This window comes from Pseudomonas sp. TH06, from assembly GCF_016651305.1.
In the GTDB taxonomy this organism is placed as follows: Bacteria; Pseudomonadota; Gammaproteobacteria; order Pseudomonadales; family Pseudomonadaceae; genus Aquipseudomonas.
In genome coordinates this window covers 3,055,263-3,073,409 of sequence record NZ_JAEKEC010000001.1, presented here as the reverse complement: position 1 = coordinate 3,073,409, position 18,147 = coordinate 3,055,263, and the positions used below count along the sequence as shown (strand labels likewise).

Below are 18,147 nucleotides of genomic sequence, written 5' to 3'. Positions count from 1 at the left end.
CACTCGACAGCTCCTACAGAAAAACCTGCCATTCCCCTTTAGGAGCTGCCGAAGGCTGCGATCTTTTGACGCTGTTTTTGGTTTGCTTTTCGGCGGACAAAAAAAACGGTGCACCGACCAAGCGCACCGTAAAGCCGTAGAACACACAACGAAGTGTAAGGTTGCTATCAGTCCAGCAGCGCCAATGCTTCGGCGGTGCATTCCTGAATGCGGGCCCAGTCGCCGTTCTTGATCCACTCAGGATCAAGCATCCAGCTACCGCCCACGCACATGACATTTTTCAGCGCCATGTAGCTCTTGATGTTGGCCGGGCCGACGCCGCCAGTCGGGCAGAATTTCACTTCACCGAACGGGCCGCCAAGGGCTTTGATCGCTGCCACGCCACCGCTGACTTCAGCCGGGAACAGCTTGAAACGACGATAGCCCAGACCATAGCCTTCCATGATGCCGGAGGCGTTGCTGATGCCTGGCAACAGCGGAATCGGGCTGTCGACGCTGGCTTCGAGCAGGTCACGGGTGATGCCCGGGGTGACGATGAATTGCGAGCCCGCCGCTTCGGCCGCCGCAAGCATATTGCGGTCGAGCACGGTGCCGGCACCGGTCATCAGCTCAGGACGCTGCTCGCGCAGAATCTGGATGGCCTTGAGGCCGAACTGCGAACGCAGGGTCACTTCCAGCGCGGTCAGGCCACCGGCGGCCAGGGCGTCGGCCAATGGCAGCACGTCCTGTTCACGGGCGATGGTGATCACCGGCAGAATCCGCGCCTTGGCGCAGAGGCTGTCGATCAGGGCAACTTTGTCCGCCATGGAAACGGTCGGGGATGGGGTTGTCATAGCGGCTGTTCCTTGGCTCATGGGCACCAGTAAATCTCTAACGTGGGTTGCAGAAACGCGCGTACCGGCATGGCGGCGACATCATCGGATGCCAGCGCGGCATTCAGGGTGGTCAGTTTCGACTGACCGGAAATTGACAGAATCTTGTGCTTCGCCGACGCCAGCAGCGCACGACTCATGGTCAGGCGCTGACGCGGCACGCTCGGTGCGAGCATCGGCCAGCAACGGCGCGTGCCGTCGGCTTGCAGCGCTTCAGTCAGGTTCGGGCTGTCGGGGAACAGCGACGCGGTATGACCGTCGTCGCCCATGCCCAGCACCAGCACGTCAATCGGCGGCAACTCGGCGAGCAGACGATCGGCGTTCTCCGCTGCCTGCTCGACATTCGCCGCAGCGCTGTAGAGGCTGAGGAACTGCGCCTTGGCTGCCGGGCCTTTAAGCAGATACTGCTTGAGCAGACCAGCATTGCTGTCGGCGTGCTCGACCGGCACCCAGCGCTCGTCGGCGAGGGTCACAACGACCTTCGACCAGTCCAGCTCCTGCTTGGCCAGGTGCTGGAAAAACGCGACCGGGCTGCGACCGCCAGACACCACCAGCACGGCGTTGCCGCGTGCTGCGATGGCATCACTCAGTTGCTTGGCCACATTCAACGCCAGACCTTCGGCCAACAGCACCGGGCTCTTGAATTCGTGAGCGTTCACGCCCGCGGGCAGTTTCACTTCAGATATCGCCATACCACGACCTCCCGTCCCGCGTGATCAATGCAATGGAGCTCATCGGCCCCCACGACCCGGCCGCATACGGCTTGGGCGCGTCACCGGATTTTTTCCACCCGGCGATCAGCTGGTCACACCATTTCCACGCGGCTTCGATTTCATCTTTACGGACAAACAGGTTCTGATTGCCGTTCATCACTTCCAGCAACAACCGCTCGTAGGCATCGGGGATCCGCGCGCTACGCCAGGTGTCAGAGAAATTCAGTTGCAGCGGGCCGCTGCGCAGTTGCATGCCTTTGTCCAGGCCCTGTTCTTTGGTCATCACGCGCAGCGAAATACCTTCGTCCGGTTGCAGGCGGATGATCAGTTTGTTGCTGATCTGCAGGCGCTGCTCCGGGGCGAAGATGTAGTGCGACGGTTCTTTGAAGTGGATGACGATCTGCGACAGTTTCTGCGGCATGCGCTTGCCGGTGCGTAGGTAAAACGGTACGCCGGCCCAGCGCCAGTTGCGGATGTCGGCACGCAGGGCGACGAAGGTTTCGGTGTCGCTCTGGGTGTTGGAATTCGGTTCTTCTAGGTAACCCGGTACGGATTTGCCTTCGCTGTAACCGGCGATGTACTGACCGCGCACAACCTGCGTGGTCAGGCCTTCCGGGCTGATCGGTGCCAGCGCCTTGAGCACTTTTACTTTCTCGTCACGGATGCTGTCGGCGGACAAGTCGGCCGGCGGGTCCATGGCGATCAGGCAAAGCAACTGCAACAGGTGATTCTGGATCATGTCACGCAGTTGGCCAGCCTTGTCGAAGTAACCCCAGCGGCCTTCGATGCCAACCTTCTCGGCCACGGTGATTTCCACGTGGGAGATGTAATTCTGGTTCCACTGGGTTTCGAACAGGCTGTTGGCGAAACGCAGGGCGATCAGGTTCTGAACGGTTTCTTTGCCCAGATAATGGTCGATGCGGTAGGTACGGTTCTCCGGGAAGAACTGCGCCACGGCGTCGTTGACCTTGCGCGAGGACTCCAGATCGGAACCGATCGGCTTTTCGAGGACCACGCGGGTATTTTCCGCCAGACCGACTTTCGCCAGGTTCTCGCAAATCGCGCCGTACACCGCTGCCGGCGTGGCGAAGTAGGCAATCATGCGTTGCGTGCTGCCAGCCAGTTCGGCCAGCGCGACATAGTCTTCTGCCTTGAGGAAGTCGACGTGCAGGTAGGTCAGGCGAGCGAGAAAACGCTCGGCGACGGCTTCGTCCAGCTCTTTGCCGACGTAGCGGCGCAATTCGGCGGCGATGAACGCCATGTGCTGCTGCTCGCTGCCTGCTTCACGGGCCAACGCGATGATGCGCGTGTCCTCGTGCAACAAGTCAGCGCCATCGAGGTGATAAAGGGCAGGAAACAGCTTGCGCAGGGCCAGATCGCCAAGAGCGCCGAACAAGGCAAAGGTGCACGGTTCAACCGTAATCGAAGGCATGATGTTTGTTCTTTTATCAAGTTAAGCTACAAATACCTTTTTTCAAGGCATCACTCAAGGGAAAATGTAGTAATAACCACAACATTTTCGCAAAATACAGATTCCGAGTGGTGGTCGGTCGGAGCCATCAGTAGGATAGGCCACCGTTACGGGCCATATCAAAGGCCCAATTTGCATAGCCCGGCGCACCTTTGCGCAGGTGAATTAGGAATTCCATATGGACCGCGTGCGAAATTTACTGGAACAGATCCAGAGTCGCCTTGAAGACCTGAACAAGGCCGAACGCAAAGTCGCCGAGGTGATCCTGCTCAACCCGCAGCAGGCCACCCGCTTCAGCATCGCCGCCCTCGCCCAAGCGGCGTCGGTAAGCGAACCGACGGTCAATCGCTTTTGCCGTTCATTCGGTGTCAGCGGCTATCCGGAACTGAAACTGCAATTGGCCCAGAGTCTGGCCAGTGGCGCCGCCTACGTCAGCCGCGCAGTGGAAGCCGATGACAATCCCGAGGCTTACACGCAGAAGATTTTCGGCAGCGCCATTGCGTCGCTGGACAGCGCTTGCCAGGCACTCGATCCGAACCTGATCAGCCGCGCCGTCGACCTGTTGATTCAGGCGCGGCAGATCCACTTCTTCGGCCTCGGCGCTTCAGCGCCAGTGGCGCTGGATGCACAACATAAATTCTTCCGTTTCAACCTGGCGGTGACGGCGCATGCCGATGTGCTGATGCAGCGGATGATCGCTTCGGTGGCGCACACCGGTGAGTTGTTCGTGATCATTTCCTACACCGGGCGCACCCGCGAGCTGGTGGAAGTGGCGCGTATTGCTCGCGAGAACGGTGCTTCGGTGCTGGGTCTGACGGCGGAGAATTCGCCGCTGGCCAAGGCGAGTACCTTGAGCTTGAACATCCCGCTGCCGGAAGACACCGACATCTATATGCCGATGACTTCGCGGATCATTCAGTTGACGGTGCTGGATGTGCTGGCGACGGGGATGACGTTGCGTCGCGGGGTGGATTTCCAGCCGCATCTGCGCAAGATCAAAGAGAGCTTGAATGCCAGTCGGTATCCGGTGGGGGACGAGTTCAACTGATCCAGGATCTCGGCGACTGATCAACCGCCATCGCGAGCAGGCTCACTCCTACAGGGGAACGCATTTCAAATGTAGGAGTGAGCCTGCTCGCGATAGGGCCAGCAGCGACACCACACAACTAAGCCCCCGCCCACGCCTGCAAGCTCAGGTGCGCCTTCTCCCCCGGCGCCAGGTGCAGGCTATCGGTGCCCCCCGCCGCCGCTTCCACACAAACAAACTCCGAGATCTCATCCCAGCTCACGCCCAACAATGGCCGTGAGCCCGGATGCCAGACCACGGTGTCGGCACTGTCCCCGGTATCGATGCACAACTCGCGCTGCCAGGCATGATCCTTGAGCTGCAATTCACCGTCGTGCTGGAACACCCGCTGACAGCCACCATCGACCCGCAACTCGCCTTCCTGCTGGCAAACTTCACGGTTCAACTGGTCGTAACCCTGCGCACCTTCGAGCCCAGACAGCGCTATCTCACTCACATCGCCAATACGCCAGTAAGCGTGCAAAGCCTGGCTCATCTGGCACGGCATGTCGTCCTGATGCTCGGTGCTCAGGCGTAATTCCATGCGTTCACCCAAGTGCGCGTGCAGGTCGACCTGCCAATCACACAACTGCAATTGCCAGTGCAGGCGCACGCCATCTTCGGCGCTGCAGCTGTCGAGCAACTTCCAGTCGAGCAGACGTGCCCAGCCATGGGACGGCCAGGCGTTTTCGCTCGGATGGCGGCCATACCACGGCCAGCACACCGGCACGCCGCCACGAATGGCACCAACATGCGGCCACTTCGCCGCACACCACAACCACGGCTTTTGCCCACGCGGCTGGAAGTGCAGCAACTGCGCGCCCTGACGACTGAACACCGCCTGACACAGCGGGTGATCGATCACCAGCACGTCGCGCATCTGATAGCGCTCCCAGGCGAACACCGGTTGTTCGCGCAGGGATCTGAAGAAGCGTTGTAGCGGATGCTCATGCATTTGCCACGGTCCTGAAAATCATGGGGGTACTCAACAATCCACATTGTTCTTGTGGCGAGGGAGCTTGCTCCCGCTGGGCTGCGAAGCGGCCCCTGAATCATTCACTACGGTGTGTCAGTTAAACCTCATCAGCAGCTCTTACGACTGCTGCGCAGCCGAGCGGGAGCAAGCTCCCTCGCCACAGAGGCATTACCTTTGATTGCATCGACCTGTGTTGCAAAAAAAAGCGGACAGCCTGGGCTGTCCGCAAATATGCGCACATAGAGAGGAGCTTATCGCAGACGCGTTAGAACGTAGACTGAATTTTCAGGCCAGCGACCAAAGCGTTGTCCACCGCATCCACACCGCCCGGATGCGTGATGTATTGCAGGTTAGGGCGCACGGTCAGCCAGTTGGTGACGTGGATGCCGTAGTTGAGCTCGTAGTTGTATTCGGTTTCACGAATCGGCGAGAACACCGGATTGTCGTAATCCGAAACACCGTTGGAAGCATTCAGCAGCTCGGCGTTTTTCTTCACGTCATCGTTGACATGGATACGCGCCGCGCCAATGCCGATGTCATCCTTCGGACGCGCATCGAACGGGCCTTTGTAGACGAACATCACCGACTGGTAGTTGTCGATGAAGTTGGTGTCCTTGTCGTGGAACGTGGCGTTCGCCGCGATGTTCAGACCGCGCGAAGCATCACCGTTGTGGCTGGTGAGTTGCTGTTGCGCCACGAACCAGTAGCCGTGTTTGCTGCTGTGGGTTTTGTAGGCGTCGCGAGTGGTCGCTGCGTCGAGACCGTTGACGTCTTCACGGACGTCGGCAGCATCAGCGGTGCTCTTGTAGTAACCGACACGGTATTCGCCCGGCAGGCTGTTGACCTTCGGCGACCAGACCAATTCGACTGGCAGAACAGTACCGGCGGTGCCGCTGCCGCTGAGCTTGAAGCCGTTGCCGTGTTCCAGCTGCGACGGGTTCTGGTTGTACGCACCGATCTGCGCGTAGAGCTCGTCGTTGATGTTGTACTTCACGCGGATTGCGGCCTGGCTGACCGGCCAGTTGTACCAGATGTTGGTCGCCCAGTTACCCACTTGCGAACCGCAGAACGCCAGGTTCTGGAAGTCGCACGGGAAGGTGTTGAAGTCTTCGCCTTCACCGAAGTAACCGGCCTTGACGTCGAGCTTGTTGTCGAAGAACTGGTGCTGAATCCACAACTGGGTCAGACGCACCATGTGGCCACGGCCATACACTTCTTGCGAAGAACTCAGGGTGCCGGCACGCGGATCGCCAACGCGATCGTTGGAGATGTTGTAACCGTTACGGTTGGTCAGCTGGATCTTCGCCTGAGTGTTGTCCCAGCCCCACAGCTTTTGCAGATCGAGTGCCACGCCCAGACCGAACTGGTCGGCGTAACGCGCGGTCTTGTCGTCGTTGTAGCCACCGTGCAGGTTGCCACCGACTTCCCCAACGTAGTCGGCCTTGATGTCGATACCCTGCTCGATCAGCTTGGTCCGCTCACCACCCCAATCGCCGGTCATCCATTTGGAATCGGAGCTGAAGGCATCCGCGGCCATCGCGTTACCGGCCAGCACCAATGCCGCCGCAGCTGACACTTGGCAGATCAACCGGGCATTGACGTGTTTCTTTTTCATCCCTACATCCTCGTCTTTATTGTTATTAACTGTTTTTATCTAACGCGGTTTACATGAATTGCAGCATCGAACCCTGTGGCGAGGGGATTTATCCCCGATGTTCTGCGCAGCAGACCCGGCTTCTGGGGCCGCTTCGCGACCCATCGGGGATAAATCCCCTCACCACAAAAGTTTGCTCACACATGTTGATCTTCAGCGGCCTTTGAATTGCGCCACGTTCGCAGACCGCGCATCGGTCTGTGGTTGGGCCGCAACGCCCAAACGCTCGCCAGTCTTGGCATCGAACAACAACACTTTCGATGGATCGAATTGCAGTGTCAGGCTCTCGCCCACCTGCGGCGCCACGTCCGGTGCCAGACGGCAGCAGACCTTGGTGTCATTCAGATTGACGAACACCAGCGTGTCCGGACCGGTTGGCTCGGTGACTTGCACTTCAGCCTTGATGCTCGGCAGGCCGTTGCCCTCGCCGTTCGCCAGAACAATCTGCTCCGGGCGCAGGCCGAGGATCACTTCGCGATCTTCCAGACCGGCGTCCTGCATGCCCATCGGCAACTCGCAACGCGCCTGGCCACTGTCGAGCAGTGCCAGCAGACGACCGTCCTTGCGTTGCAGACGCAGCGGAATGAAGTTCATTGGCGGCGAGCCGATGAAGCTCGCGACGAACAGGTTGGCCGGATCGTTGTAGATCTCTTTCGGCGTGCCGAACTGCTGAATGATGCCGTCCTTCATCACCGCAACCTTGTCGCCCAGCGTCATCGCTTCGATCTGGTCGTGGGTCACGTAGACCGTGGTGGTCTTCAGGCGCTGGTGCATCAGTTTCATTTCGGTACGCATCTCGACGCGCAACTTGGCGTCGAGGTTGGACAGTGGTTCGTCGAACAGATAAATCTTCGGCCGACGCGCCAGGGCCCGGCCCATGGCCACACGCTGTTGCTGACCACCGGAGAGCTGACCCGGCTTGCGGTTGAGCAGGTGTTCGATCTGCAGCAGCTTGGCCACGCGGGCGACTTCTTCATCGATCGCCGACTGCGGCATCTTGCGGATCTTCAGACCGAACTCGATGTTCTCGCGCACGCTCATGGTCGGGTATAGCGCGTAGGACTGGAACACCATGGCGATGTCGCGATCCTTCGGACTCATGCCGCTGACGTCCTGGTCGCCGATCATGATCGCGCCGCCGGTGATGGTTTCCAGACCGGCGATGCAGTTCATCAAGGTCGACTTGCCGCAGCCCGACGGGCCGACGAGGATCAGGAATTCGCCTTCCTTGATCGACAGTTCAATGTTCTTCAGGGTGTCCGGCAGGCCGGCACCGTAGGTCTTGTTGACGTTGCGAAGTTCGAGCGTAGCCATGATTACCCCTTGACTGCGCCGGCCGTCAGCCCGCGCACGAAATACTTGCCTGCGACCACATAGACCAGCAGGGTCGGCAGACCGGCGATCATCGCCGCTGCCATGTCCACGTTGTATTCCTTGGCGCCGGTGCTGGTGTTGACCAGGTTGTTCAGCGCCACGGTGATCGGTTGCGAATCGCCGCTGGAGAACACCACACCGAAGAGGAAGTCGTTCCAGATCTGGGTGAACTGCCAGATCAGGCAGACCATGATGATCGGCGTCGACATCGGCAGGATGATCCGGCGGAAGATCGTGAAGAACCCCGCGCCATCGAGGCGTGCGGCTTTCACCAGCGCATCGGGAATGCTCACATAGTAGTTACGGAAGAACAGCGTGGTGAACGCCAGACCGTAAACCACGTGGACAAACACCAGGCCAGTGGTAGTGCTTGCCAGGCCCATTTTGCCGAGGGTGAACGAGGCCGGCAGCAGCACGGTCTGGAACGGCAGGAAGCAGCCGAACAACAGCAGACCGAAGAACAACTGCGAACCACGGAAACGCCAGAACGACAGCACATAGCCGTTCAACGCACCGATGGCAGTGGAGATGATCACGGCCGGAACAGTGATCTTGATCGAGTTCCAGAAGTAGCCATCAACCGTGGCCCAGGCCTTGACCCAACCAATGCCGCTGACCACGGTCGGCCAGCTCAGCAGGTTACCGGTGCTGATGTCTTCCGGGGTCTTGAAGCTGGTCAGCAACATGACCACCAGCGGCACCAGATAAAGCAATACGGCGAGGATCAGCACCGCATAGATCGCGATGCGACTCAGGCTGATAGCAGGTTTGGCAGCGAGACTAGTCATTGCGCTTGGTCCTCAGCTCGGAATACAGGTAAGGCACGATGATCGCGAGGATCGCACCGAGCATCAGAATCGCACTGGCCGAGCCCATGCCCATCTGGCCGCGACTGAAGGTGAAGGAATACATGAACATCGCTGGCAGGTCGGAGGAATAACCCGGACCGCCGGCGGTCATCGCCGCGACCAGGTCGAAGCTCTTGATCGCGATGTGCGCCAGAATCATTACCGCACTGAAGAACACCGGGCGCAGGCTTGGCAGCACCACTTTCCAGTAGATCATCGGCATGCTTGCGCCATCGATCTGCGCGGCACGAATGATCGATTGATCGACGCCACGCAGACCGGCGAGGAACATCGCCATGATGAAGCCCGAGGCTTGCCAGACAGCGGCGATCACCAGGCAGTAGACCACGCGATCAGGGTCGATCAGCCAGTCGAGACGGAAGCCTTCCCAGCCCCAGTCCCGCAACAATTTATCCAGGCCCATGCCCGGGTTGAGCAGCCATTTCCACGCGGTACCGGTAACGATCATCGAGAGCGCCATCGGGTACAGGTAAATGGTGCGGATAAAGCCTTCACGACGGATGCGCTGGTCGAGGAACACCGCCAGCAGCACACCAATCACCAGCGTGATGCCGATGAACATGCCACCGAACACCGCGAGGTTTTTGCTCGCAACCCACCAGCGGTCGTTGTCGAACAAGCGTGCGTATTGCGCCAGACCGGCCCACTTGTAGTTGGGCAGAAACGTCGAGGTGGTGAACGACAGCACGAACGTCCACAGGATGTAGCCATAGAAGCCCACCAGCACGATGAACATGCTCGGCGCCAGCACCAGTTTGGGTAGCCAGCGCTGCAATGCATCGAACGGCGAGGCCTTGCTGAACACAGCAACAGAACTCATGGGGAAATCCACTACGAGAGAAAAGGACTACTTGGGCAACTCGTCCCCTTGTAGGAGTGAGCCCTGTGGCGAGGGGATTTATCCCCGATCGGCTGCGAAGCAGTCGCAAAACCATTGCATGCGGCATGTCTGATACTGCGCCGCTGCAACTTTTCGGGGTCGCTTCGCAACCCATCGGGGATAAATCCCCTCACCACAAAGGCTCGCTCCTACAGGGGCCAAGCATTACTTGGCTGACTTGATCGCTGCACCGAGTTTCTTGGCGGTGTCGGCCGGGTCGGCTTTCGGGTCGTTGATGTAGTTGGTCACGACATCAAAGAACGCGCCCTGCACAGCCAGCGTGGTCGCCATGTTGTGCGCCATGCTCGGCTGCAGACCACCGGACTTGGCGTCCGCCAGGAAGTCCTTGGCAGCGGTTTGTGCGCAGGAGTCGAAACCGAGTTTCTCCATGTTGTTCAACATGTCGTTGCGAACCGGGATCGAGCCTTTGTTGATGCTGAAGACTTTCTGGAAGTTTTCACCCAGCACGACTTTGGCGATGTCCTTCTGACCGGCCGCAGTACCAGCGTCTTTCTGCTTGAACACAGCCAGCGAGTCGATGTTGTAGGTGAACGCCTTGTCGGTGCCCGGGAACGCTACGCACTCGTAGTCCTTGCCGGCGACTTTCTTGGCGGCGGTCCATTCGGACTTGGCCCAGTCACCCATGATCTGCATGCCGGCCTTGCCGTTGATGACTTTGGCGGCTTCCAGGTTCCAGTCCTGGCCTTTGCCGTCGGCATCCATGTAGGTCGCGACTTTCTTCAGCTCGGTCAGGGCCTTGACCATGTCCGGACCGGTCAGCGCGCCGTTGTCCAGATCGACCAGGGCTTTCTTGTAACCATCAACACCCATGACCGAGAGCACCACGGCTTCGAACACTGTGCTGTCCTGCCAAGGCTGACCGCCGTGGGCCAGCGGAATGAAGCCCGCAGCCTTGAGCTTGTCGCCAGCGGCGTAGAATTCTTCGAGGGTGGTCGGGTTCTTGGTGATGCCGGCTTTCTTGAAGACTTCCGGGTTGATCCACAGCCAGTTCACACGGTGAATGTTCACCGGCACGGCCACGTAGTCACCGTCGTACTTCACGGTATCGGAGACTTTCTTGTCGAGCAGGCTGTCCCACTTCTCTTCTTTGGCAACGTCTTTCAGAACGTCGGTGTCGAGCAGACCGGTCGACGCCCATTCCTGAATGTCCGGACCTTTGATCTGGGCAACGCCAGGTGGGTTACCGGCCACGGCGCGGCTTTTCAGTACGGTCATGGCAGTCGCACCGCCACCGCCGGCAACGGCGCCGTCCTTCCAGGTGAAACCGTCTTTTTCGACTTGGGCCTTGAGCACATCAACGGCAGCTTTTTCGCCACCGGACGTCCACCAGTGCACGACTTCCACCGATCCTTTGGATTCGGCAGCGGACACACTGAGAGGCAGAATTGCGAGCGGGAACAGGGAGGCGACAGAAATGACAGTAGCGAGGCGAGAAATCGCATTCATCTGAGATGTACCTTTCTTGTTGTTATGCATTGCAAGTCTGGTGCTTGCGCTGCACAGGAGTTTAAACAGGGCAATTCCCCTCGCAGGTAACGAAGGGACGCGGGAATGTCACCGTATGGTTACACAGGAGCGCCTTGAGACAACTGCGCCAAGGCACTGGCCATGCTCGGTGACAAGGGTAGACGAGGGATCAGCACCGCTTGCCAGGCGTGATAAAGATCGGGCTTGCCCGGCCAGATATCGTCACTCGGAATGTTTTGCGGATTGAGTTCGTGGTGCCAGCTGCCGTCGCAACGGTCGATGAAATTCACCTCGCAGAACTCCCAGAACAGCCGGTACCAGGTTTCGTATTGAGCATCGCCAGTGCGCTTGAGCAAGGCGCTGGCAGCAGCGCTGGCTTCGGCATGGGTCCAGTGCAGTCGATGGCGAACCACGGCTTTGTTGTCCCAGTCGAGGGTGTAGACGATGCCCGGCAAACCATCGACGTCCCAGCCATGACGGCAGTTTTGCTCAAAGAGTTTTTGCGCATCGGTGGCGAGCCAGCCCGGTGTAAGCATGCCTGCCTGCACCCGTGCAGCTTCGAGGTGCAGCAACAGCCGCGCCCACTCGAAACCATGGCCCGGCGTGGTGCCGTAAGGACGGAAGCCGTCAGCAGGGTTATCGTGGTTGTATTCGCGCAGCGGCTGCCAGTCGCGGTCGAAGTGTTCGATGACCATGTAACCATTGGCGGCGGCGTGACCATGAATCACTCGCTCGACGATGCGTTGCGCGCGCACCAGCCAGCGAGGGTCTTCAGTGACATCGGCGAGGGCGAGGAACGCTTCGGTGGCGTGCATGTTGCTGTTGGCGCCACGATAGGCTTCCTCTTCGCTCCAGTCACGGTTGAAGAATTCGCGCATGGCGCCCTCTTCTTCGCTCCAGAAATACGTGTCGATGATGTCGATCGCGTCATCCAGCAACGCTTGGGCACCGGGACGCTGGGCGACCACCGCAGAACTTGCCGCCAGCGCGACGAAGGCATGTAGATAGGCGTTCTTGCCGGTGTTGTCGTCGCGGTGTTCGGCGACCGCGAACCAACCGCCATGCAACGCATCACGCAACGGCCCGCGCAGGGCGGCAATGCCGTGATCGACCAGTTCGGCGAAACCCGGCAGGCCTTGAATATGGGCCATGGCGAAGCTGTGGGTCATGCGTGCGGTGTTCATGGTTTCGGCTCGCGCGTTCGCGGGCAGACGGCCGCGTTCGTCGAGGTTGCCGAAGCCTTCGGGCAGTTTTGACGCCTTGGCGAAATCCAGCAGGCGCAGGCCTTCGGCGGCGAGCCATTGCTGGTGGGCAGGGGCGTTCAGCCAACTGCTGAAGCCGGGTTGGAAGAGATCCATGGATGGCCTTTTTTGTTGTTATGACTGCGGGGAGTCTAAACAACGGGCCGGGGCGGGCTTGTAACGAAGGGGGCGGGGTTCGTCACCGACCTGTGACATTGATAGATCTAGAGTGAGATCTGTGGCGAGGGAGCTTGCTCCCGCTGTGGCGCGAAGCGGCACTCAAAAATAAGGCCTGCTGCGCAGTCCAGCGGGAGCAAGCTCCCTCGCCACAATGATGGGTGTCAATCAGCACTGCGCGGCAGTTGCAGGGTCACGCGCAAGCCACCCTCACGCAAATTCTGCAACGTCACCTCACCCCCATGGCTATGGGCAATGTTGCGCGCAATTCCCAAACCGAGGCCATACCCCTGTTGCTGCCCCGCCAAGCGAAAGTGCGGCTCAAACACCTGCTCCAGCCGCTGCTCCGGCACCCCCGGCCCTTCATCGTCGACGTGCAGGACAAATGCGCTCTCATCGTCATCGATATGCAAGTGAGCGTTTTGCCCATACTTCAGCGCGTTATCGATCAGGTTGCCAATGCAACGTTTCAGCGCCAAAGGCTTGCCCGAATAGGCCGCCAGCGCCCGACCATCCTGAGTCACCCGGCCATTGCCGTTGGGCGCCAGATACGGCTCGACGAGGCAGTCGAGCACATGATTCAGATCCACCGGCTCGATGTTCTCGTGGATATCGGTGTCTTTCACGCACTGCAACGCGCCTTTGACCAGCAGCTCCAGTTCATCCAGATCTCGGCCGAACTTGGCTTGCAGCGTTTCGTCTTCCAGCAGTTCGACGCGCAAGCGCAAACGGGTGATCGGTGTGCGCAGGTCATGCGAGATCGCGCTGAACAACTGGCTGCGTTCGGTCAGGTAACGGCTGATGCGTTCGCGCATGGTGTTGAAAGCACGGCCCACTTCAACCACTTCACTGCCGCCACCCTCGGCCACCGGCTCGACGTCAGCGCCCAGCGACATGTCGCGTGCGGCCCGCGCCAGACGCTTGAGCGGCCGGCTCTGCCAGTGCACCAACAGACCGATGAACAACAGCAGGAAACCGCTGGTGAGAACGATAAACCACACCTGCTGTGAGGGCAGGCCTTGTTCTTCAAGGCTGGTGTAGGGCTCGGGCAGCAAGGAAGCGATGTACAGCCATTCACCCGGCGCCATCTGGATCTGCGTGACCAGCACGGGCGGGTTTACCGGTTCCAGCGTCAGCGCGTAATGCGCCCAGGAACGTGGCAGTTCATCGAGTTTCAACCCAGCGTTGAAAATCCGCAGGTCCTCGGGGCTGACAAATGTCACCGAAATATCGGTGTCATTGCCGAGGGTCTGGCGCAGCACTTCGTCCACGGCCTTCATCACTGCAGCCTTGCGCGGCGTCACCGGCAGCACGTCCATGCCCAACGGTTTATCGTTGAGCGTCACCACGAACCGGGTGCCGCCCATGCTGCGCAACTGGTCGAGCACCAACGGCCGATACGCCACCGGCAGCGAGCGGAAATAGCTGACGCTGGCGGTCATCGAATGGGCGAGGCTGCGGGCGCTGGTGACCAGGCCTTCGAGCTGAGTGGCGCGCAGTTGCGAGACCCAGATCACGCTGGATAACGTCTGCGCGAACAACACCGCGAGCAAGGTCAGCAGGAGCATCCGCCCAAGCAGCGAGCGCGGCACCGGCACCTTGGCCGCGAGTTTGCGCAGCGACTCAGTGACCATTGCCGGCAACCACGTTGGCTGCCAGTTGGTAGCCACTGCCGCGCACGGTGCGGATCAACCGTGGCGGTTTTTCCGTGTCGCGCAGGCGCTGGCGCAAACGGCTGACCGCCATGTCGACGATGCGATCGAGCGGCATCAGGTCGCGACCCCGGGTGGCGTTGCCGATGGTGTCGCGGTCGAGGATTTCCTGCGGGTGATCGAGGAACAGTTTCAGCAGCGCGAAGTCGGCGCCGGACAGGATTACTTCCTCGCCATCCGTGTGGAACAGCCGATGGCTGACCATGTCCAGCCGCCACTCATCGAAGGCCAGCACTTCACTGCCGTTGCGCTCCTGACCAAATTGCGCGCGTCGCAGCAAGGCCTTGATGCGGGCTTGCAGTTCGCGGGGGCTGAAGGGTTTGCCGAGGTAGTCGTCGGCACCGAGCTCCAGCCCGATCACGCGGTCGGCCTCGTCGGAACTGGCGGTGAGCATGATGATCGGCACTTGCGCCTGACGCGGATGCTGGCGCACCCAGCGGCACAGGCTGAAGCCGTCTTCGTCGGGCAGCATGACATCGAGGATCACCAGATCGCTCGGCGCCTCGTTGAGTGCCTGGCGGAAACTGGCGCCATCGGCGGTGGCACGTACCTGAAACCCGGCACGGGTCAGGTAGGTTTCCAGCAACTCGCGTATTTCCTGGTCGTCATCGACCAACAATATCGACTTGTTGACTGAGCTCACTTCGAAGGCATCCTTGTTGTTGGAATTGGGGCGGATTATGCCTTAAGCACTGATTTTACAAACACCACAAAACCACTGCGGGAGCAAAACCTGTGGTGAGGGGATTTATCCCCTCACCACAAGGGCTCACTCCTACAGTTTGATTGCATTTCAGGCCGGGATTGATTGCTCCAAGGCTACTCCGGCACCCATCAGCCCGGAATACGGCGCCGTCACCAGCCACACCGGAATGCCTTTGAAGTAATCGCTCATGCAGCCCTTGTCGGCAAAGCTACGGGCAAAACCGCTTTCGACGAAGAAATCGGCAAAGCGTGGAATCACGCCCCCGACGATATAAACCCCACCGCGCCCGCCCGTGGTCAGCACGTTGTTGCCGGCCACACGCCCCAACCAGCAGCAGAACTGTTCCAGCACTTCCAGCGCAATCGGGTCACCCGCCAGGCCTGCCGCGGTAATCGCTTCCGGCGTGTCGAGTTGCGGCTCATGGCCGTCCACCGCGCAGATCGCCCGGTACACCCGAGGCAAGCCGCCGCCGCTCAACGCGGTTTCGGCGCTGACATGGCCGATTTCGTTGTGGATGTGTTGCCACAGTTGCGTTTCACGCGGGCTGCTCAGCGGCAGATCGACGTGACCGCCCTCGCCCGGCAACGCGGCGAAACGGCCTTCGCCGAGATCGAGCAGAGTGCCGACGCCAAGGCCAGTGCCCGGACCAATCACTACCGCCGGGCGCAACGGCTCTGGCGTGCCCTCGCAGACCACGCGAAATTCGCCCGGTTGCAAACGGGTCATGCCCAGCGCCATTGCCGAGAAGTCGTTGACCAACAGCAGTTGCTCGACCTGCAAGGTTTTGCAGAACGCTGTGCGACTCAGGCGCCAATGGTTGTTGGTGAACTTGAATTCGTCGCCGCTGACAGGGCCTGCCACCGACAGGCATACCGAGCCGATTGCACCCGGCGCCAGACCGAGCCCGCTCAGGTAGAGGCTGATCGCCTCTTCCGGGCTGGCATGGTCGGCCGTGGCCAGCACCTGAACCGATTCCAGTTGCTGGTTTTTCCACAACGCAAACCGCGCGTTGGTGCCTCCGATGTCACCGACCAAAGCCAGTTTCAATTAAGCGTCTCCAGGGCAGAAGTGAAGGCGCTGGCGCCCTGCTCCGCCGAGCTGAAGGCCAAACGCATGAAACCAAACAGTTCGCGACCGCTGCCGATGTTGTTGCCCAACAGGCCTTTGGCGGGTTCGCGCGCTGCAAATTCGTCGGCGTCGACCTTGAGTTCCAAGGTGCCTTTGACGCCATCGACGCGGATGATATCGCCCTCTTGCACGCGCGCCAAAGCACCACCGACATAAGCTTCGGGGCTGACGTGGATCGCCGCCGGGATTTTCCCCGAGGCGCCGGACATGCGCCCGTCAGTCACCAGTGCGACTTTGAAGCCGCGATCCTGCAGCACGCCGAGGAACGGCGTCATCTTGTGCAGTTCCGGCATGCCGTTGGAGCGCGGGCCCTGGAAGCGCATCACCGCGACAAAATCTTTTTCCAGCAGACCGGCCTTGAACGCATCGGCCAGATCCTGCTGATCCTGGAACACCATGGCCGGTGCTTCGACGATCTGGTTTTCCAGCGCCACGGCCGACACCTTCATCACACCGCGACCGAGGTTGCCCTCCATCACGCGCAAACCGCCCTCCGTGGAGAACGCGCGAGCGACTGGACGCAGGATGTTTTCGTCGAGGCTGTCGACCGGGCCTTCGCGCCAGACCAATTCACCGTTATCGAGGAATGGCTCTTTGGTGTATTTGCTCAAGCCGTGGCCCAGGACAGTATTGACGTCTTCGTGCAGCAGGCCAGCCGCGAGCAGTTCGCGGATCAGGAACGACATGCCGCCCGCCGCCTGGAAGTGGTTGATGTCGGCTTTGCCGTTCGGGTAGACGTGGCTCAGGGTCGGCACGACTTCGGAAAGGTCGGCCATGTCCTGCCAGGTCAGTTGAATGCCCGCGGCCATGGCGATGGCCGGCATGTGCAGGGTGTGGTTGGTCGAACCGCCGGTGGCGTGCAGCGCCACGATCGAGTTGACTAGCGACTTTTCGTCGACGATTTCGCCGATCGGCATGAAGTTGCCGTTCTGCTTGGTCAGGCGCGTCACTTGATGTGCGGCTTCGCGAGTCAGCGCCTCACGCAGCGGCGTATTCGGGTTGACGAAAGAGGCGCCCGGCAAGTGCAGGCCCATGACTTCCATCAGCAACTGGTTAGTGTTGGCGGTGCCGTAAAAGGTGCAGGTGCCCGGGCTGTGATAGGACTTCATCTCCGATTCCAGCAACTCTTCGCGGGTCGCTTTGCCTTCGGCGTATTTCTGCCGCACGTCGGCTTTTTCCTTGTTGGAAATGCCCGAGACCATCGGCCCGCCCGGGACGAAGATCGTTGGCAGGTGACCGAAGCGCAGCGAGCCCATCATCAGCCCCGGCACGATCTTGTCGCAGATGCCGAGCATCAATGCGCCATCGAACATGTTGTGCGACAGCGCCACGGCGGTGGACATGGCAATCACTTCGCGGCTCGGCAGGCTCAGCTCCATGCCCGGCTCACCTTGAGTCACGCCATCGCACATCGCCGGAGTGCCGCCGGCGAATTGGCCGACCGAACCGATTTCGCGCAGGGCATTCTTGATTTGCTCAGGAAAGACTTCGTACGGCTGATGCGCCGAGAGCATGTCGTTATACGAAGAAACAATGGCGATGTTCGCCGAATTCATCATCCGCAGGCTGTGCTTGTCTTCGCTGCCGCACCCGGCCACGCCGTGGGCGAAGTTGGCGCATTGCAGCTTGCCGCGCATCGGGCCATCCGTCGCGGCGCCGCGAATCAGTGCAAGGTAAGCCTGACGCGTGGCGCGGCTGCGGGCGATAAGCCGTTCGGTGACCTCAAGAACGCGGGGATGCATGTGTAGAACTCCAGGCTAACGGATGTGGCGACCTGATTGTCTATGCTGATCAAACACCGCTGTTGTTGGAATGACAGA

At 60.1% G+C, this 18,147-nt stretch carries 15 protein-coding genes; 1 reads left to right on the top strand and 14 read right to left on the bottom strand.

Features of this window, described 5'->3' with window-relative positions:
* Positions 1-167: 167 nt before the first annotated feature.
* The 3 genes from JFT86_RS13795 to zwf are packed head-to-tail and all read right to left on the bottom strand — an operon-like array spanning position 168 to position 3,017.
* Positions 168-833 (bottom strand): bifunctional 4-hydroxy-2-oxoglutarate aldolase/2-dehydro-3-deoxy-phosphogluconate aldolase, encoded by a 666-nt coding sequence (locus JFT86_RS13795; protein ID WP_016773539.1) that lies wholly within the window; start codon positions 831-833, stop codon positions 168-170.
* A gap of 17 nt (positions 834-850) precedes the next feature.
* The gene (gene pgl / locus JFT86_RS13790) at positions 851-1,564 is read right to left on the bottom strand and encodes a 6-phosphogluconolactonase (protein ID WP_201237089.1); all 714 of its coding nucleotides are present in this window, start codon (positions 1,562-1,564) and stop codon (positions 851-853) included.
* Positions 1,551-3,017 carry a glucose-6-phosphate dehydrogenase gene (gene zwf / locus JFT86_RS13785; protein ID WP_201147531.1) on the bottom strand — a complete coding sequence of 489 codons (1,467 nt, stop codon included), beginning with the start codon at positions 3,015-3,017 and terminating at the stop codon, positions 1,551-1,553. The genes pgl and zwf overlap by 14 nt, the downstream gene beginning before the upstream one ends.
* A gap of 226 nt (positions 3,018-3,243) precedes the next feature.
* On the opposite strand from zwf, the gene JFT86_RS13780 reads away from it, so the two are divergent.
* Positions 3,244-4,104, top strand: a complete 861-nt coding sequence (locus tag JFT86_RS13780; protein ID WP_171057240.1) for a MurR/RpiR family transcriptional regulator — start codon at positions 3,244-3,246, stop codon at positions 4,102-4,104.
* A gap of 118 nt (positions 4,105-4,222) precedes the next feature.
* Here JFT86_RS13780 and JFT86_RS13775 read toward each other — a convergent pair whose 3' ends face one another.
* The 11 genes from JFT86_RS13775 to edd form a co-directional block, all read right to left on the bottom strand.
* Positions 4,223-5,077 carry a D-hexose-6-phosphate mutarotase gene (locus tag JFT86_RS13775; RefSeq protein ID WP_201237088.1) on the bottom strand — a complete coding sequence of 285 codons (855 nt, stop codon included), beginning with the start codon at positions 5,075-5,077 and terminating at the stop codon, positions 4,223-4,225.
* A gap of 286 nt (positions 5,078-5,363) precedes the next feature.
* A complete protein-coding gene (locus tag JFT86_RS13770; RefSeq protein ID WP_201237087.1) occupies positions 5,364-6,713 on the bottom strand; it encodes a carbohydrate porin in 1,350 nt (449 codons plus the stop codon).
* 192 nt (positions 6,714-6,905) lie between these two features.
* A complete protein-coding gene (locus JFT86_RS13765) occupies positions 6,906-8,066 on the bottom strand; it encodes an ABC transporter ATP-binding protein (protein ID WP_201237086.1) in 1,161 nt (386 codons plus the stop codon).
* Positions 8,067-8,068: 2 nt separating this feature from the next.
* The gene (locus tag JFT86_RS13760) at positions 8,069-8,914 is read right to left on the bottom strand and encodes a carbohydrate ABC transporter permease (protein WP_201237085.1); all 846 of its coding nucleotides are present in this window, start codon (positions 8,912-8,914) and stop codon (positions 8,069-8,071) included.
* Entirely contained in the window at positions 8,907-9,815 is a 909-nt protein-coding gene (locus JFT86_RS13755; RefSeq protein ID WP_008082808.1) for a sugar ABC transporter permease, read from the bottom strand. The genes JFT86_RS13760 and JFT86_RS13755 overlap by 8 nt, the downstream gene beginning before the upstream one ends.
* Before the next feature lie 225 nt (positions 9,816-10,040).
* Positions 10,041-11,342 carry an ABC transporter substrate-binding protein gene (locus JFT86_RS13750; protein WP_201237084.1) on the bottom strand — a complete coding sequence of 434 codons (1,302 nt, stop codon included), beginning with the start codon at positions 11,340-11,342 and terminating at the stop codon, positions 10,041-10,043.
* A gap of 119 nt (positions 11,343-11,461) precedes the next feature.
* Positions 11,462-12,721 carry an AGE family epimerase/isomerase gene (locus JFT86_RS13745; protein ID WP_201237083.1) on the bottom strand — a complete coding sequence of 420 codons (1,260 nt, stop codon included), beginning with the start codon at positions 12,719-12,721 and terminating at the stop codon, positions 11,462-11,464.
* A gap of 224 nt (positions 12,722-12,945) precedes the next feature.
* A complete protein-coding gene (locus JFT86_RS13740) occupies positions 12,946-14,415 on the bottom strand; it encodes an ATP-binding protein (protein ID WP_201238599.1) in 1,470 nt (489 codons plus the stop codon).
* Positions 14,405-15,136, bottom strand: a complete 732-nt coding sequence (locus tag JFT86_RS13735) for a response regulator transcription factor (protein WP_008082801.1) — start codon at positions 15,134-15,136, stop codon at positions 14,405-14,407. Before JFT86_RS13735 ends, JFT86_RS13740 begins: the two co-directional genes overlap by 11 nt.
* Before the next feature lie 150 nt (positions 15,137-15,286).
* Complete coding sequence (locus JFT86_RS13730) at positions 15,287-16,246, bottom strand: glucokinase (protein WP_201237082.1); 960 nt, start codon at positions 16,244-16,246, stop codon at positions 15,287-15,289.
* Positions 16,243-18,069, bottom strand: a complete 1,827-nt coding sequence (gene edd, locus JFT86_RS13725) for a phosphogluconate dehydratase (RefSeq protein ID WP_201237081.1) — start codon at positions 18,067-18,069, stop codon at positions 16,243-16,245. Before edd ends, JFT86_RS13730 begins: the two co-directional genes overlap by 4 nt.
* Positions 18,070-18,147: the final 78 nt, after the last annotated feature.

Excerpts from the sequence above, each read along its gene's own strand:
- JFT86_RS13795 (WP_016773539.1), bottom strand. The coding sequence starts at position 833 with ATGACAACCCCATCCCCGACCGTTTCCATGGCGGACAAAGTTGCCCTG.
- pgl (WP_201237089.1), bottom strand. The coding sequence starts at position 1,564 with ATGGCGATATCTGAAGTGAAACTGCCCGCGGGCGTGAACGCTCACGAA.
- zwf (WP_201147531.1), bottom strand. The coding sequence starts at position 3,017 with ATGCCTTCGATTACGGTTGAACCGTGCACCTTTGCCTTGTTCGGCGCT.
- JFT86_RS13775 (WP_201237088.1), bottom strand. The coding sequence starts at position 5,077 with ATGCATGAGCATCCGCTACAACGCTTCTTCAGATCCCTGCGCGAACAA.
- JFT86_RS13770 (WP_201237087.1), bottom strand. The coding sequence starts at position 6,713 with ATGAAAAAGAAACACGTCAATGCCCGGTTGATCTGCCAAGTGTCAGCT.
- JFT86_RS13765 (WP_201237086.1), bottom strand. The coding sequence starts at position 8,066 with ATGGCTACGCTCGAACTTCGCAACGTCAACAAGACCTACGGTGCCGGC.
- JFT86_RS13760 (WP_201237085.1), bottom strand. The coding sequence starts at position 8,914 with ATGACTAGTCTCGCTGCCAAACCTGCTATCAGCCTGAGTCGCATCGCG.
- JFT86_RS13755 (WP_008082808.1), bottom strand. The coding sequence starts at position 9,815 with ATGAGTTCTGTTGCTGTGTTCAGCAAGGCCTCGCCGTTCGATGCATTG.
- JFT86_RS13750 (WP_201237084.1), bottom strand. The coding sequence starts at position 11,342 with ATGAATGCGATTTCTCGCCTCGCTACTGTCATTTCTGTCGCCTCCCTG.
- JFT86_RS13745 (WP_201237083.1), bottom strand. The coding sequence starts at position 12,721 with ATGGATCTCTTCCAACCCGGCTTCAGCAGTTGGCTGAACGCCCCTGCC.
- JFT86_RS13740 (WP_201238599.1), bottom strand. The coding sequence starts at position 14,415 with ATGGTCACTGAGTCGCTGCGCAAACTCGCGGCCAAGGTGCCGGTGCCG.
- edd (WP_201237081.1), bottom strand. The coding sequence starts at position 18,069 with ATGCATCCCCGCGTTCTTGAGGTCACCGAACGGCTTATCGCCCGCAGC.